General features: G+C 69.7%; 12 protein-coding genes. All 12 read left to right on the forward strand.

The window, feature by feature from the left end; genetic code table 11:
* Positions 1-359: 359 nt before the first annotated feature.
* Positions 360-1604, forward strand: a complete 1245-nt coding sequence (locus IE244_RS39595) for a metallophosphoesterase family protein (RefSeq protein ID WP_191878427.1) — start codon at positions 360-362, stop codon at positions 1602-1604.
* A gap of 5 nt (positions 1605-1609) precedes the next feature.
* Positions 1610-1837: an AAA family ATPase gene (locus IE244_RS39600; RefSeq protein WP_191878428.1), complete on the forward strand. Its 228-nt coding sequence runs from the start codon at positions 1610-1612 to the stop codon at positions 1835-1837.
* Positions 1834-5046 carry an AAA family ATPase gene (locus IE244_RS39605; RefSeq protein WP_268252929.1) on the forward strand — a complete coding sequence of 1071 codons (3213 nt, stop codon included), beginning with the start codon at positions 1834-1836 and terminating at the stop codon, positions 5044-5046. The genes IE244_RS39600 and IE244_RS39605 overlap by 4 nt, the downstream gene beginning before the upstream one ends.
* A gap of 586 nt (positions 5047-5632) precedes the next feature.
* Complete coding sequence (locus IE244_RS39610; protein ID WP_373305833.1) at positions 5633-7153, forward strand: TnsB C-terminal domain-containing protein; 1521 nt, start codon at positions 5633-5635, stop codon at positions 7151-7153.
* On the forward strand, positions 7150-7923 hold the full coding sequence (locus IE244_RS39615; protein WP_191878431.1) for an AAA family ATPase: 774 nt from the start codon (positions 7150-7152) through the stop codon (positions 7921-7923). The genes IE244_RS39610 and IE244_RS39615 overlap by 4 nt, the downstream gene beginning before the upstream one ends.
* 127 nt (positions 7924-8050) lie before the next feature.
* On the forward strand, positions 8051-9094 hold the full coding sequence (locus IE244_RS39620) for a hypothetical protein (protein ID WP_191878432.1): 1044 nt from the start codon (positions 8051-8053) through the stop codon (positions 9092-9094).
* A gap of 581 nt (positions 9095-9675) precedes the next feature.
* On the forward strand, positions 9676-10119 hold the full coding sequence (locus IE244_RS39625; RefSeq protein WP_191878433.1) for a Pycsar system effector family protein: 444 nt from the start codon (positions 9676-9678) through the stop codon (positions 10117-10119).
* Positions 10120-10158: 39 nt separating this feature from the next.
* Entirely contained in the window at positions 10159-10818 is a 660-nt protein-coding gene (locus tag IE244_RS39630; protein ID WP_191878434.1) for a Crp/Fnr family transcriptional regulator, read from the forward strand.
* A 113-nt stretch (positions 10819-10931) separates the two neighbouring features.
* The gene (locus tag IE244_RS39635) at positions 10932-11750 is read left to right on the forward strand and encodes a hypothetical protein (RefSeq protein ID WP_191878435.1); all 819 of its coding nucleotides are present in this window, start codon (positions 10932-10934) and stop codon (positions 11748-11750) included.
* Positions 11747-13777: a hypothetical protein gene (locus tag IE244_RS39640; protein ID WP_191878436.1), complete on the forward strand. Its 2031-nt coding sequence runs from the start codon at positions 11747-11749 to the stop codon at positions 13775-13777. The genes IE244_RS39635 and IE244_RS39640 overlap by 4 nt, the downstream gene beginning before the upstream one ends.
* A complete protein-coding gene (locus IE244_RS39645; protein ID WP_191878437.1) occupies positions 13774-14535 on the forward strand; it encodes a hypothetical protein in 762 nt (253 codons plus the stop codon). The genes IE244_RS39640 and IE244_RS39645 overlap by 4 nt, the downstream gene beginning before the upstream one ends.
* Complete coding sequence (locus IE244_RS39650; RefSeq protein ID WP_191878438.1) at positions 14532-14942, forward strand: hypothetical protein; 411 nt, start codon at positions 14532-14534, stop codon at positions 14940-14942. The genes IE244_RS39645 and IE244_RS39650 overlap by 4 nt, the downstream gene beginning before the upstream one ends.
* The last annotated feature ends 121 nt before the right edge of the window (positions 14943-15063 follow it).

The following is a 15063-nucleotide window of genomic DNA, read 5'->3' on the forward strand; positions in this document are numbered from 1 at the left end:
CTGGTCGCCTATTGGGTTCGCCCGGGTAGGGCTCGGCGACCATCAACGCGGGCGTCAGCTGGGCCGCGTCCGGGACATCACCGAGCCCGCACAGAACCTTCCAGGCACATCGAGTGCGTGTCAAATCCGCATCCAGGTGGCGCACTTGGAAAGTATCGTGTTGCGCGAGCGCCTGCCGGAGCGCCTCCTGCAGCTGCTGCATGCGCTTCTCGAGAGCGATCAGGCACTCGTCCATACCGGACGCCGACGACTACTCGGGAAGTCCAGTTTTACTCCAGGGATTTTGATGTACAGTCCCGGGCTCATAAGGCACCACCGGTGCCCTCCTACGCCTCGCTTCCAGAAGGGCGCATGAAGGCATGAGCAGACTGCTCCACACCTCCGACTGGCATTTAGGCCACATCCTGCACGGGCATCCACGCGACGAGGACTTCGACGGCGTCTTGGCCGAGATCGTGGCCATCGCCCAGGAGAGCAAACCGGACCTGATCGTCCACAGCGGCGATCTGTTCCACTCCTCCCGTCCCACCATCCGGGACATGTTCCGCGCCATGCGCACCCTGCGCGAACTTGCCGCCATCGCCCCCACCGTGGTCGTGGCCGGCAACCACGACTCCCCCGACTACTTCGAGTTCTTCCACTCCATGAACGGTCCCTCCTACGGCCGGGGCCTGTTCTTCGTCGACCGGCTCCGCCCGGCACACGACGGGGGCGTGATGACCTTCGAGGCCTGCGGCGGTGAGCAGCGCATCCGGCTGGCTGTCCTGCCCTTCGTGCACCCGAACCGGTTCTGGCGGCGCGATTCCACCACCGGCACGTCGTATGCCGACTACACCGCGGCGATGCGCGGCCTGCAGGGGGAACTGACGGAGGCCTTGCACGAGGAGTACGACCCCGACCGGGATATCCTGCTGTTCTCGGCCCATGTGTTCATCACAGGCGCCAGGACCTCCCCGAGCGAACGGGCCGTGGACGAGGCCTTCGAGACCCCTCCCGAAGATCTTCCGGTGGTGTCGTACGCCGCTCTCGGACACATCCACCGCCCGCAGGCCATCGAGGGCCTGAAGTTCGCCGCCCGCTACGCGGGCAGCCCGCTTGCCATGGACTTCGGTGAAGCCGACGAGACCAAGAGCGTCGTGATCGTCGACGCCGACCCGGGGCGGCCGGTGCGGGTGCTGCCGCGCCGGCTCTCCAGCGGCCGGCGGCTGACCCACTTCACCGGAACCCTCGAGGAGCTGAAGGCCGCCGCCGACCAGTACGACGGGACCTTCCTCAAACCGGTGATCACCGGAGAGGAGCCCGACGGGCTCCTCAGCCAGAAGATCGCCGAGATCGTCCCGAACGCGATCCTCATCAACGCGGCCCCGGCGCGGGAAGCGGCCGCTGGCGCCGTCTTGGACGGTGACCTGGGCGACGAGCCGGAACTCCCCGACGCATTCCGGGCCTACCTAGCACGTGAGGGAGTGGACGCAGATGCCGCGGAGTCGACCGTCACGGCATTCCTCCACCTGCTCAACGAACTCGACGACGAGACGCTGACCCCGGTCCCGGCCGAGGAACAGCTGCGCGCCGCGCTGGAAAACCCCTGGAAGGAGGCATCATGAGGCCCTTGCAGCTCACCCTCACAGAGGTGCGCAGTTACCCCGGCGCCTGCACCATCGACGTCACCGGCAAGCATCTGCCTGGCAGCGCCGGCGATACCGGCGCGGGCAAGTCCGCCGTCCTCGAGGCGATCATCTTCGCCCTGTACGGGACGTGCCCGTGGCCGAAGGACAGCAGAGGTTTTGAGGAACTGCCGCGCACCGCGCTGGAAGACACCGGGATGGAGGCATCGTGAAGCCCTTGCGGCTCACCCTCACGGGAGTGCGCAGCTACGCCGGCACCTGCAGCATCGACTTCACCGGCAAGCGCCTGCTCGCCATCCTGGGCAACACCGGCGTGGGCAAGTCCACCATCCTCGAGGCGATCATCTTCGCCCTGTACGGGACGTGTTCGTGGTCCAAGGACCCCAAGGCCGCCTACGAGCTGATCGGCAAGGGATGCCCCAGCATGGACGTGGTGTTCGAGTTCTCGGCGAACGGCCGCGAGTGGAGTGTGCGCCGCACCCTGCATGCGGACGGCAAGAAGGGGCCGCAGGCCGTGCTCGAGTCCCTCGCCGAAGAAAGCGCCGACATGCGGGTCGACGGCAAGGCCGCGGTGACGCAGGCGGTGACCCGGATCATCGGGCTGAACTGGGACGGCTTTGTCAGCACGGTCCTGCTGCGCCAGGGAAAGTTCGGCACCCTCCTCAAGGCCCCCAGGGCCATCCGTGCCGACATCCTGCGGCACATTTTCGGCATCAACGAGCTCGAGCGTGTACGCAAGCGGGCGGGCGGGCGACTGGAGCGCCTGAATACGCAGATCACCGAGGCCACCAGGGCCCGCGCGATTCTCCTGCCGGATCCTCATGCTGCCGCTTCCCAGGCGCTGCTGGACCTGGAACGCACCCGGGGTATCGCGGCGCGCCGGCGCGAGCGACTGGATGCGCTGCGCGCGGCCCAGAGCCGGGCCGTCGAGCACAAGCACCGCAAGACGGGCGTGGACAAAGCGGCGCGGCTGCTGCGTGAGCGCGCTGTTGCGGATGCGAGCATCACGACGGCTGCGCTGGCGCGGAAGAAGAGGGAACTCGATGCCGAGGCAGCAGAACAGGAGACCACCGGACGCGACCTGACCGCGAAACTGGAGGCGGCGCAGGGCGCCCTGGACACGGCCGCACAGGCCAGTGACACGCTTCGATCCCTGTCCAACGCGTTCGCTGTCCTGTCCCGCCTGCCGGAGCGTGCAGCCGGCCTGGACGCCGTCGAACAGCGGCTGAAGCAGGAGCAGGAGCAGCACACCGAGCACGACCAGGAGCACACGCAGGCACGGCAGGAATTGGAAAAGCACGAGCAGCGCAACGCGGCCCTCGTCGAGGCCGCCGGCCGGGCCGAGCGCATGGTGAGCGAGACACGCACGCACACTGAACAGATCCAGGAGGCCGTCCGGGCGGCGCTGCAGGAGGCCAACACCGCGGCCGGGCATCTGCAGACGCAGCGCACGACGCTTGAGACGGTGGAGGAACAGCGCGGCCACAGCGCCGGCCTGGAGAGCGAGCTGAAGAAGCGGCGCGGCGCTCTGGAAGCAGCCCAGGACGACCTCGCTGCGCTGCAGCGCCGGGAGGCCGCCCACGCGGCGGGTGCCGGTCTGGCGCCCGGGGACGCCTGCACGGTGTGCACCCGGCCCGTCCCAAGCGACTTCACTCCCCCGCCGCTGTTGGACGGCAAGGCGCTTACTCAGGCCAGACGCAAGGTCACCACACGCTCAAACGCCGTTGAAGCGGCGGTGGAGGCCAGGGCGGAGGCGGCCGCCCAGCTGAAGGTGTCCGAGCGGAAGGTCGAAAAGCACCGCCGCGGACACCTGGCCGCCCGCGAGCGCATGGACGCGGCATTGCTCCAGGTGCAAGAGCTCGTAGATGCGGTGCACCCGGCCGGTGCTCCGGCCCCGGCCACCGACCTGAACACGCTGGGCGGGCAGGCGACCGCTCAGGCGCATGCCCTTGCCGAGGGCGAACCAGTAGGCCGGGCGGAGATCACCCGTGCGGTCAAAGCACTTGCCCAGCCGCTACGCGACGCGGAGGGTGAGGCCCTCACGGCACACACGAGCGCCCAGGCGGAGCTGGGGGCGGCGCAGGCCGAACATGAGGCGGCCCGGGCCGAGCTCAAACGCCAGCGCGGCCGTTTGCAGCGTGAACGCAAACGGCTGGACAAGACCCTGCTGCAGTACGAGACCGAGCTGGCGAGTCTGCTGAAGGAGGTCGGCGAACTGCCGCCCTCCATCCGCCCCGCCCAGTCCTCCCCGTCACAGCTGCCCTCCCTGCAAGACATCGCCTCCGCTAAGGAGGCGGCCGGCCAGCGCCTCGAACGGCTCGAGCAGAAGACAGTGGAGCGTGACGACGCCCGGCAGGCCCTCACGCTGCACAGCGAAAACCTGCAGGCCCTGGACGCACGCCGCCGACGCACAGTCGAGACCCCCGCGCGCAAGCTCATCAAGCAGCTGGAGCGCTGGGCGGACACGGCCACCGATGCCGCAGGCCTTCTCGAGGTGGAGGCATCCCCCGACCTGCCTCCCGTCCCGGACGCAGGCGACCTGGCCGCCGTCGACACCTACTGCATGGCCCTCGCCTCGCTGCATCAGCTTCTGACCGGCACGCTCGGGCAGGCCGCGCAGCACGCCACCGACGAGGTCCGCGCATTCGAGAAGGAGCTGATCCTCCAAGCCGGCGCCACCGCCGACGAGACGGACCCGGACCCCGGCTTCCCGGTGCCCGAGAAGAGCGACCTGCTCGCCCCCGCCGTTCTCGACCCGCTCAGCCGCAAGACCATCCAAGCCGAAGCAGCCCACGACACGGCCAAGGCCGATCTGAGCACCGCACAGTCCCAAATCCCCTACGCCGACGCGCTGGGCACCGCCCTCGAAGCCGCCCACCGGCAGGCCGCGGTGTGGAAGAGCGTGAGCGACCAGCTCACCGACGGGAGGTTCCTCACCTATCTCACCGATCAGCGCACCCATTCGCTGCTCAGGCACGGCAGCAGGATCCTCCGGCAGATCTCCATGGGTGACTACGCGTTCACTGAGGACTTCAAGGTCGTTGATCGCGCCACCAATCACGCGCGCGACCCGGAGACCCTCTCCGGCGGAGAGACCTTCCAGACCTCCCTCGCGCTGGCGCTGGCGCTCGTCGAACTCCACAACACCAGCCACAACAAGCTGGAAAGCCTGTTCCTGGACGAAGGCTTCGGCTCGCTGGACAACACCCGCCTGGGCGACACCCTCGCTGTCCTGAGCGACAGCGTGGCCCAGGACACGAGGGTCATCGTCATCAGCCACCTGTACCCGGTGGCCGAGGTCGTCGACGACGTCCTGCTCGTCAACAAGACCGACCAGGGCTCCACGGCCGCCTGGCTCACACCGCAACAACACACCTCAGTCATCCACGACGGGATCCGGCGCCTGCTGGAAAACACCTGAGCAGTACCAGTACCAGTACCAAACCGGGCACCACAGTCGCCGAGAAGCCCATCTCCCGGCCCTCGAACAGCCTCTTCGGGCGCCGGCAGCTCCCCCGTGCGGTGACCGGCGGGCCCGGCACTTCCTTCCCGGCGTATCACAGGCCGCCCCTGCATGCCCGCGGCCGGCGCTGACAAGAACTGGCTCAGCGCCGACCGCAGCCTCCCACCCGACGGCACCGCAGCAGGACGGCCAGTGCCGGATCCTCCCCGGTATCCCGGCGCACGCGAGTGCTCCTTGGAACAGCCGGGCCATCGAGGAACACGCCCCCCTTCCCAGCGAAGTTGCTGACGCTCGCACCCGGCGCGGGCTTACGGCTCCGCCGTGCCCGCCTCCCCTGGCATGACGCCACCTCACGGCCCTGACGGCCGGGCGTCGCCCGCAACGTCCTGCCCGAACACCCCCAACACCCCGAGGAAGCACGGCACTTGTGGCCCTTCCGCGATTCGTATCCATGTAAGGAGCAGACCGCATGAATGACTCTTCTGCTGGCACGCAGGGTGCCGGCAAAGCGGTTTTCACCGCCCGCTCGGGGCGGCTGGCCGCGCTGCCGCGGTTGCTGTCGTTGGACCAGAGCGGCGAGCTGACCAGCGCGCACGTGAAGCTGGTCGCCACGGCCGTGGGCCGCTCGGAGCGGGCGGTGTGGCGGTGGGTTGCCAAAGCGCGCGCCACCGGCCACGTCGACGCGGCGTCCCGGACACGGTTCAGCGTCACCCCGGAGATCCGGCGGCTGCTGGTGCTGTGGGGAGGCAACGCCTCCGCCGTGCACCGCGAGCTTAAGCAGCGGGCCCTGGCCGATCCCCGGCTGCCTGCGGCCCCGTCGCTGTCGACGATCCACCGGGCGCTGCGGCGGGACCTGACGCTTGGGGAGCGGGCCGGGCTCGCCAGGGGGGAGGCCGCCCGGCGGGCCTTCGATGTGTTCGCACAGCGCCCTCCCGCGCACCGCAACGCCGCCTGGGAGGGCGACCACAAGTGTGTGCCCGTGCGGGTGTTGCTCGAGGACCAGCTCATGCAGCCCTGGGTGACCTGGTTCATCGACTGCCGCACCAAAGTCGTCACGGGGGTGGCTGTGACGCCCCACGCGCCCAGCGCAGATGCGGTGCTGGCGGCCCTGCGGATGGCCCTGGACCGTGCCGAGCCCTTCGGCCCGGCCGGCGGCCTGCCGGGCCTGATCCGAGTGGACCGCGGCAAAGAGTTCCTGTGTGCCACCGTGGCCTCGGCCCTGGGCGCCTTCGCCGTGCCCGTCGTCGATCTCCCGGCCTACAGCCCGCATCTGAAGGGCACCATCGAGGCGCTCAACGGCGCGGTCGAGGACATGCTGTTCGTCTCCATGCCGCGCTACGTGCACCGGCAGACGCTCACCGGCGGCCGCACCGCGGATCCCAACGAGCCCGCGCTCTCCTTCGAGGCGTTCGTGGAGCTGCTGCTGAAGTGGGTGCACTGGTGGAACACCGAGCACCAGCCCAGGGGGCTGGGCGGCCGCACCCCGATGGAGGCGTGGTCGTGCGACCCCACTCCCCTGCACGATGTTCCCGCCGAACAGTTGGCCCATTTCGGGCTCGAGGACGACGGACGCACCCGCACCATCACCACGCAGGGCGTGCGGTTGCGCAACCGCCACTACATCGCCCCCTGGATGGTCGGCCAGGCCGGCGTCCGCGTCGCGGTGCGCCACCTGCCCCACCACGACATGACCATCGAGGTCTTCGGCCTGGACGGCGCGCACCTGGGCAGCGCCGTTCTGGCCGAGGCGGCCAGCGAGGAGCAGGTCAAAAAGGTCCGCAACGCCCGCACCGCCAAGGCGCGGCGGCTTCGCGCGGACATGAAGGCCGCGGCACGGCTGCGCCGCGAGCGCTTCGAGGCCGTCACCACCGCCGCCCCGCCCGAGCGTCTGGGTGCGCTGACCGAGGCGGAGGCCGAGGCAGAACTGGCTGACTCGGCCGCCGCAGGCCTGCGGCGGGCCGATCCGGACTACATCCCGCACCAGCCCGTCCCGGACGGCTGGGCCCGCCCGATCCCACCGGCCGCGGACGAGCCGGAGGACGACACCCCTGAGGAGAACGCGTGAGCGGTGACATGGACTACGGCAGGCTGCCCGCAGAGGACGAGGACCACTTCCACCGCCTCGATGCGCATCTGGTGGCCACCGACACGCTCATGACGACGCTGGACGACGTCCAGGCGACGATCGACGCCAAGGCCATGATGGTCGCCTACGGAGCGGCCGGATACGGCAAGACGATGTCGGTGAACTCGGCACTGCGCAAGATCGCCCCCGACAACACCTACCGCCTGGAGCTGCGCTCGGGCCCGACCCCCCGCGACATCCGCCACGGACTGTTCCACGCCCTGGGGCTGCCCGGGGAACCGCCGACCCGGCCGATCGAATTCGACACCCTCCTGAAGGAGACGCTGTCGCAGACGTTCCGCGTGCTGGTGTGCGACGAGGCCCAGTGGATGGGCCGCAGTTCGTTCGAGTACTGGCGCCACCTGTGGGACGACCGCAACACCGACATCGCGGTGATCTTCGCCGGCGGCGACAACTGCTACAAGGTCCTCAAGCGTGAACCGATGCTGGCGTCACGGATCTTCATCTGGCAGAAGTTCACGCGCATGCCCGAGGCCGAGGTCGTCGCCACGCTGCCGGCGTTCCACTCCCTGTGGGCCAAGGTTGCCCCGCAGATGATCCGCAACATCGACCGGGCCGCGGCCCACGGCAACTTCCGCAACTGGGCCACCATCACCAAGCACATGCTCAACGGCATGAAGAAGAAAGGCCTGACCGAGGTCAGCCAGGATCTCGTCAACTGGGTGTACAGCAAGCTCGGCGGCATGTAGCAACGGCCGCGCATGCGCGGCGGCCCGGCAAGCACGGGCCGCCGCCAACAACCGTGCGCGCCGTACGGACCAGCCGCGTGCCTGGCCGGTCCGGGGCGGTGTGGCGGCGCGCGACCGGGAGAGGACGGTGGCAGTGGCGTACAGCGACGTGACGATCGTGGTGGACGAGCAGGACGACCTGTTCTACACCCGGGCGGCACTGCAGGCCCACCAGCCCGGGGAAGGCCGCATCACCGTGCAGCCGACGCCGGCCAGCGGCAGCCCGGCCGCGCTGGCGCACGACATGCTGTATGCGCTGGGCAAACGGCTGGCCCCCGGGCCCCACTCCCCCGACGTGTGGCTGGACTCCGTGAACACGGCCTGGCTCGCCGCGGCCGCCTGGACGGTCGCGACCGGAGTACGGCACGTCCTGGTCCCCCGCGCCCATCTGCTGACCATCCGCCGGATCGACCAACTGCTCGCCTGGCGTGAGATGACGGGAGCTCAGCTGACGCTGCTGTGGCAGAAGCCGCCGCGCGGACTGCCGCCGGCGCTGGCCCGCGTGGAGCGCCGCATCAGCGGCCGGGACCAGTTCAAGGCGCTCCTCGCCGAACCGGGACCGATACCCGCGCACCCGTCCTTCCCTCCCGCTCCCCCGGCGAAGACGGGAGCGGCGGCGACGGCGGTGGCCGCGAGGCAGTCAGCCGCCCCGCAGCCGGGCGGGACCGAGGCGGCGTCGATGAGGCCCGGCCAGCGGGGTCACCCCTGTGCCGGTGCGCTGGCCACGGCGCAGCTGATCCAGGCCGCCCCTGGCATCGAGATCGCGTCCGAGGAGGCCGCCGCTCTAGCCGCTCTCGCACACCCGCTCATCGCCGGAACGCTGAGCGTGCTGGCCTTCACGCGGGCCGGCCTGGGCAGCCTGCGCTTCACCCGCGACCTCGACATCACCGGCGACGTCTCCGCCGTCAAGCTCCACGGGGTCGGCCATCGGCACTGCCCTTTGCACGCCGTCCCTGCCTGGGCACGCCCGCTACTGGCCGGCACCCGCGCCCACCACCGGCTGACGGGCCGCCCGCCCGGCGACAGCGTGTTCGCCCCCGTCATGCTCGCCGAAGCCCGGCATCTGCGCGCGCACGCCGGACGTCTGCCCCGGCTCGACCTGTCCCTGCCCGCCGGCGCCCTCGTCCCTTGAGCTGGGGTGCCGCCCGCTGCGCGCCACAGACACGGCACAGCTAAGGCCACCGTTCGCGTCAGGCACCGCCGCCCACGGCCGGAGGGCGACGGGGGATCGGGCAGATGCTGACCTTGCTGCGCCGGGTCATGTCGCTGCCAGATCCGCAGCCCAGCACGCCACGGGTGCTGGGTATGGATGATTTCGCCACCTGGCACGGACAGTCGTACGCCACTGCGATCACGGACGGTAAACGCCATCGTCCGACCGATGTCCTGTCCGGACATGAAGCGGGACCGCTCGCCGCGTGGCTCACCGCGCATCCCCGCGTGGAGATCATCTGCCAGGGCCGGGCAGGCGCCCCGCCGAGGGGCCCGGCTCGGTGTCCCTGGCGCATGGGCGCAGCCGGACTGTGACGGATTCGGCATGCGTGATGCACTGCAGTGTGCCCAGGCCCCGACGTGATTCCTGCACGGTGTGGAGCAAAACCGAGCGGTGCAGAACCGAAGCCCCGATGGAGGAACGACGTGGCTGACATGGGCGGGGGGTTCACTCCAGCTGACTGCACGGGTTGCCGGCGGCTTGGGGATGCGGCAGCGGAGATGTTCGTTGAGATGCAGCGGGCGGACACGAAGGCGACGACGTTGTGCGGCGTGACTGGCGGCCTGCTGGCCGTGGACGCTGCGACGCTGTCGACTGTGCCGGGGTCCAGTTGGCTGTCGGTGGCTGCGCTGGCGTGTGCTGCGGCTCTTCTTGGTGCGGCACTCGTCGTTGCCCTGTCCGCGATCCGCCCTGTGCTGCCACGGCACGGTGGATTCAGGGTGTTCGTAGGTCCTCTCCCAGAACAGAGCGGAGCCGAGGAACTCGTGTCGACGTTCTCGGCGATGGGCTCTGGCCAGCCTGCGCGGGCGGAGGCGGAGCGGCTGGTGTTGTTCGCCGGCTTGGCGCAGCAGAAGTTCCGTGCGGTGAAGTGGGCAGTCGATTTAACGGCAACTGCCATAGGCATGGCCGGAATTGGATTGTTGAGCGGATACATCACTGCTTGAGAACATCGTGGCGTGACGGGTACCACACTCGGGGGGTGTATGTATCAGCCGCATGTCTCGGTCATCGGTGATGATCTTTGGTCGCAGTTATGTCAGCTGGCTCCGGCCCGTGTGCGCCCGGCCAGGAGCGTGCTGTTACGGCAGGGGGATCCGGGCACCCACGTCATCCTGCTGGTCTCCGGATCAACCTTGATCACGCTCACCGGATCGCATGGCGAACGGACGCTGCTGGCGGTACGCGGCGCAGGTGAACTGCTGGGCGAGCTGGCGGTGTTGGACAACCAGCCACGCACCGCGTCGGTCATCGCCGCGGAGGACTGCCGGGTGCACATCATCCCTGCCCCTGACTTCCTGGCCTTCGTGGACCGCCACGATCTGCAGGCCGCGCTGCTGCGTCACGCCATCGCGCGGGTACGCGAAGCGGAGACCGTACGTCTCGAGATGGCCACTTCGGCCGTGCCCGTGCGCCTGGCCTCGGCGCTCGGACGGCTGCTCCAGGCCGCGTCGGCGGGCGGCGCCGAATGCCTCGTGCGGCTGACGCAGCTGGAGCTGTCACAGCTGATCGGCGCGTCCCGCAACGCCGTGGGAACGGCTTTGAAACCGTGGCGCGAGCAGGGATGGCTCGCCACGGAGGCCGCTGGCGGACTCATCATCCGCGACATCACATCGATCCAGTCACACGCTCACGCGCAGACGTGACCGACCGCACCGGCGCGGTGCCCAGCACTGGGCACCGCCGTCGCTCGGGCGCGTCCAGCATGAGGCAGCACACCCACCCGGATTTCCCCAACACGATGGAAAGGCTGCTGCCCATGCCCTCTCTCGTCCCGTCCGACGTCACCGATGTGCCGCCGGAGCATGCTCTGTTGACCGTCGATATGAAGGAGTACAGCAAGCTCCCCGAGGCGAAGATGGCGCCCGCGCGGGCCGATCTGGACAGCATGCTGTCGACGGTGTTCGCTCAGTGCGGGATCGGCGACGCGACACTGCTCGGCGTCGTCAAGGACCGTGGAGACGGCGCCATCTTCGTGCTGCCGGCCCGGCATGCGGCACGGTTGATCGACCCTCTCCTCGTCCACCTCGGTCAGGCACTCGAGCGGCGCGAGCAGACCCGGCTGGCCAGCGCGCCGACGATCCGGCTGCGGGCCAGCGTGCACGTCGGGCCCCTGGCGCCGCCGGAGCACCGAGGGGACGCGGCCAACGACGCCTGCCGGCTGGTCGACAGCGACGCAGCCCGCCGGGCCATGACCGCGGCGATGGACCACGGAGTACTGCTGGCTGCCGTGGTGTCGGACACCGTCTTTGGCCGCACGGTCGCCGCAGGCCGCACGCCGACTCTCGACGAGCAGCACTTTCACCGGGCCACCGCCCGCGTCGAGGGCAAGCCGGGCTTCGAGCAGAACTGCTGGCTCTTCGTCCCCGGGCTGGTCCCCTCGGTACTCGCTCCCTACCTCGCACAGGACAGCGACGCCGTACCCGACGGCCGCCCCACCCAGGCCACTGAGCGCAGCACAAAGGACACCACCGCGAACGAGAGCAGCGGCGCCGTACGGCAGAAGGGCAAGGCCAGCGGCAAGGCCCGGCTGATCCAGGTCGGACGCGACTACATCCGCAGCCAGGAGCAGTCATGACCGACGCCGAGGGCACCGCATCGGTGCAGCAGCAGATCGAAGCATCCGGCCAAGCCCAGGTGACGCAGGTCGCTGGCGACTACGAAGAGCACCACCACCAGTACGTCCGGGGCTGGCAGTACCTGCGCAGCGCTAGTGTCGACGACCGTGAACTGGACCTCGCGGAACACGCATTCGTCGATCCCCCCGAGCCGCAGGGGTCCGGCCAAGTGGCACAGGCCGTCGGTATGCTCAGCCGCCCCTACGGCAAGAGTCACGTCCTGGTGCTCTGCGGGGAGGCCGGCACGGGACGACGCACTGCCGCACTGCATGCGCTGCGCAAGGCTGGGGTGCCCAGGAAGCAGATCAGCTGGCTGATCCTGGACTGGGACCAGCCGCGCACCGAGCAGATCCCCCACGCCGAGGGGCGCGCCTGCATTCTGGACCTGACGGACTACCGCGATCTGTCGGAGGACTTCTACACCGGACTTGCCGACTACCAGAAGCAGGCACAGGCCGACGACGCCGTTCTGGTCATCCTGGCCGATCCGAACGGCTGGAACCCCAGGATCCTCGCGACCGTGCCGGCCGTGCACCTCGCGCGCCCCTCGGCCCTAAAGGTCGCCGAGGCCCATCTGCGCCACCTCGCTGCCGGCCGGATGGACTGGCTGACGCACGATCCGCTCAACGACCTGCTCGCCCCCGAGGCGCCGGCATCCGACGGCGCCCGGCTGGCCCGGCTCATCGCCGAGGCCAAGGACGACGACCAGTCCGCAGTCGGAAAGCAGTTCACCGACTGGCAGAAGCATCTGGAAACCTGGTTCGAGCGGCACTCCGCGCCGGGAGACCTGCAGGAGCGCGCGCTGCTGATCGCGGCCGCCCTGCTGGATGGAGCTCCGGCCGCCGTCGTGCTGGGAGCTGCGGACCAGCTGTTCACGCAAGTCGGTGGTGAGCTGCCGCGTGGCGGTGCGCTGTTCGGCCGCGACCTGGACAAGCGGCTGGCCGCGATCGACGCCTCGTACACGGATGACGAGGGCATCTCCCTGGAGGAGAAGCAACGTGGGCTGTCCGCAGCTGCGCTGAAGTACGTGTGGCGGCAGCGGCCGCAGCTGCGGCCCGTGCTGCTGGAATGGGCCTCCCAAATCAGCGCACCCAACAAGATCGCCGTGCGTCATCTGCAGCGCATCGCCGACTGTCTGGTGCCGCTGGCGTTGCTGCCCGGCGGCTCGACCGTGCTGTCCGTGGCCAGACGTTGGATCGAGACCGACCGTGTGGCGCACCGTCAGCTTGCCATCCACATCCTGCAGACTATGGCGCTCCATCCAGTCGCCGGCGTCGCCGTACGTAAGCAGCTGTACGACTGGGCCCAGCAGAAGACAACCAGCGAACAACTGATCACCGCGGTCGCCGCGGTCTGCGCGGGCGAGCTGGGCCAGCGCTATCCGCGGGTCGCCCTGACCCGGCTGCGGCTGCTGGCCTCCCGCGATGACGACCAGGCCCGGGACGCCGTAGCCGACGCGGTGCGCACCCTGGCAAGCGCTCCCGAGCAACGCGTCCTGGTGCTGTCGGAGATCGTGGAATGGGCCGAATCCAGCGACAGCACCATTCGTAAGGCCGGAGCGGGCACGTTCCTGGCCCTGACCGATATCACCAGCGACATCCTCCTGCCACTGCCTGCGAGCCAGGAGAGCACCGGCGAGGCCGTCGATGCTCCCAATGTGCTGGCCGATCAACTGTTCGTCCGCGGCTGGCGCGCAGCCCTGCAGGAGCCCACAACAGCGCAGGCGGCGTACCGGCATCTGGCGGCCTGGCTGGACTCGCCCGAGCTCCAGGACGACCAGGTCCTGCCCCTGGTGGCGCAGGTGCTGCGCGGCTATCTGGGCCAGGAAGGCCCCTCTGGCCTGCTGGTGGGTTCGCCCGACAGCTCCGAGCTGGGACGGGCCCGGCGCGCACAGCTGTTCGCCCGGCTGATCTCCGAGGTGGCCTCCCCTGCTAGCCCCACCGCCATGCCGCGGTCCGGCGGTGACGGCGCCGCCGTGACGGCGTGAGTCTGCTGCGCCGGCGCAGCAGACCGGCCCAACTCGCAGCAGATGCGGCAGCCGCGGGCACAGCTCATCCGCTCGTGCTGAGCGGCGAGCGGATGGCCAGCCACATCAGCAGTGTGTGTTTCACCGTCCGCATCACCGGGAGCTGGAAGTGGACGCATCCCGGTGACACGGGCGGGGGCGACCTGGCGGTGCCGGCGCGTGAGCACCTGCGTCGGCAGGCCGCGGGGATCCTGTGCCGGCACTCCGTCCTGGATCTCGCAGCGGCCCACGACGCCATTAACTCCCTGCTGCAACGCGGTTACCCCATGCCAGGGCTGGAGGTCAGTGGCACGGCGGAACTGAGCGTCACGGCAGCGGACCGCGCCCTGGCCGAGGAACATGCCCGCCGGCAGCAGGCAGCAGACCTCGAACACGGCGAGGAGCTACACCGCCTGGCCCAGCTGCAGCGGGTGCTCGCCGACCCCGACCTACGCCGCGTGTGGTGGATGGCCCAGTTCCCCGACCGCTTCAACGACCTCGACAACTTGGCCCAGGCGCTGAAGGGCCTGCCTGCTCCGCAGGAGGCGCAGGACGATGACCTGCGCGGTGACATCCGGCGTTTCACCGACGACCTCGTCACCACCCTGCACAGCCCGCAGCAGCGCGAGGTCTTCGTCCAGGCGCTCGTCCAAACCCTCACAGCCCTCGGCCACCAGGGCCTGGCCACCGACGCCGTCCTTCGGCACCGGCCTCACGATCTCGGGAGCACACCTGCATGAAACTCCACACCGCCCGCTGGCTCCTGGCCCCTGTGCGCCAGCTGCGCACCCGCCGGCTCATGGCCCGGCACGGGGCGACGCTGGCGTACGACACCGCGTGGGCCCTGATCACCCTGCATAGCGCACCAGACGAAATCACCCTCGTGCGCGCCTGGGCCCGCGAGAGACCCGGCGCTGCCCCTGGCATCCACTACGACCACTGGCACACACTGAGCCAAGCCGAACAGCAACGCCGCCTTAGGTGGCTGCGCAGACGCGGGCACTCCCCCATCCAGCTCCTCCAACTCGACGCTGGCCTCATCCACAGCACAGGCCTCCACGTCCTGGACTGGGGCCGGCCGCCGATCCCTGCCGCCCAGCACCATGCGACGCCTCCCCCCTGGTCACAAACTCGCGACCAGCCCTAGCAATCGTCACCGTGTTGACCGGCGTTCTCACGGCACTGGGCGGGCCTGCCTGGCTTCATGGAAGTCTTCGGGGTCAGGACTCCGCAGCGGGCCTCTATATGCCTCCTCCGGGGAGTTCGCG

This window comes from Streptomyces filipinensis (assembly GCF_014649495.1).
Lineage (GTDB): Bacteria > Actinomycetota > Actinomycetes > Streptomycetales > Streptomycetaceae > Streptomyces > Streptomyces filipinensis.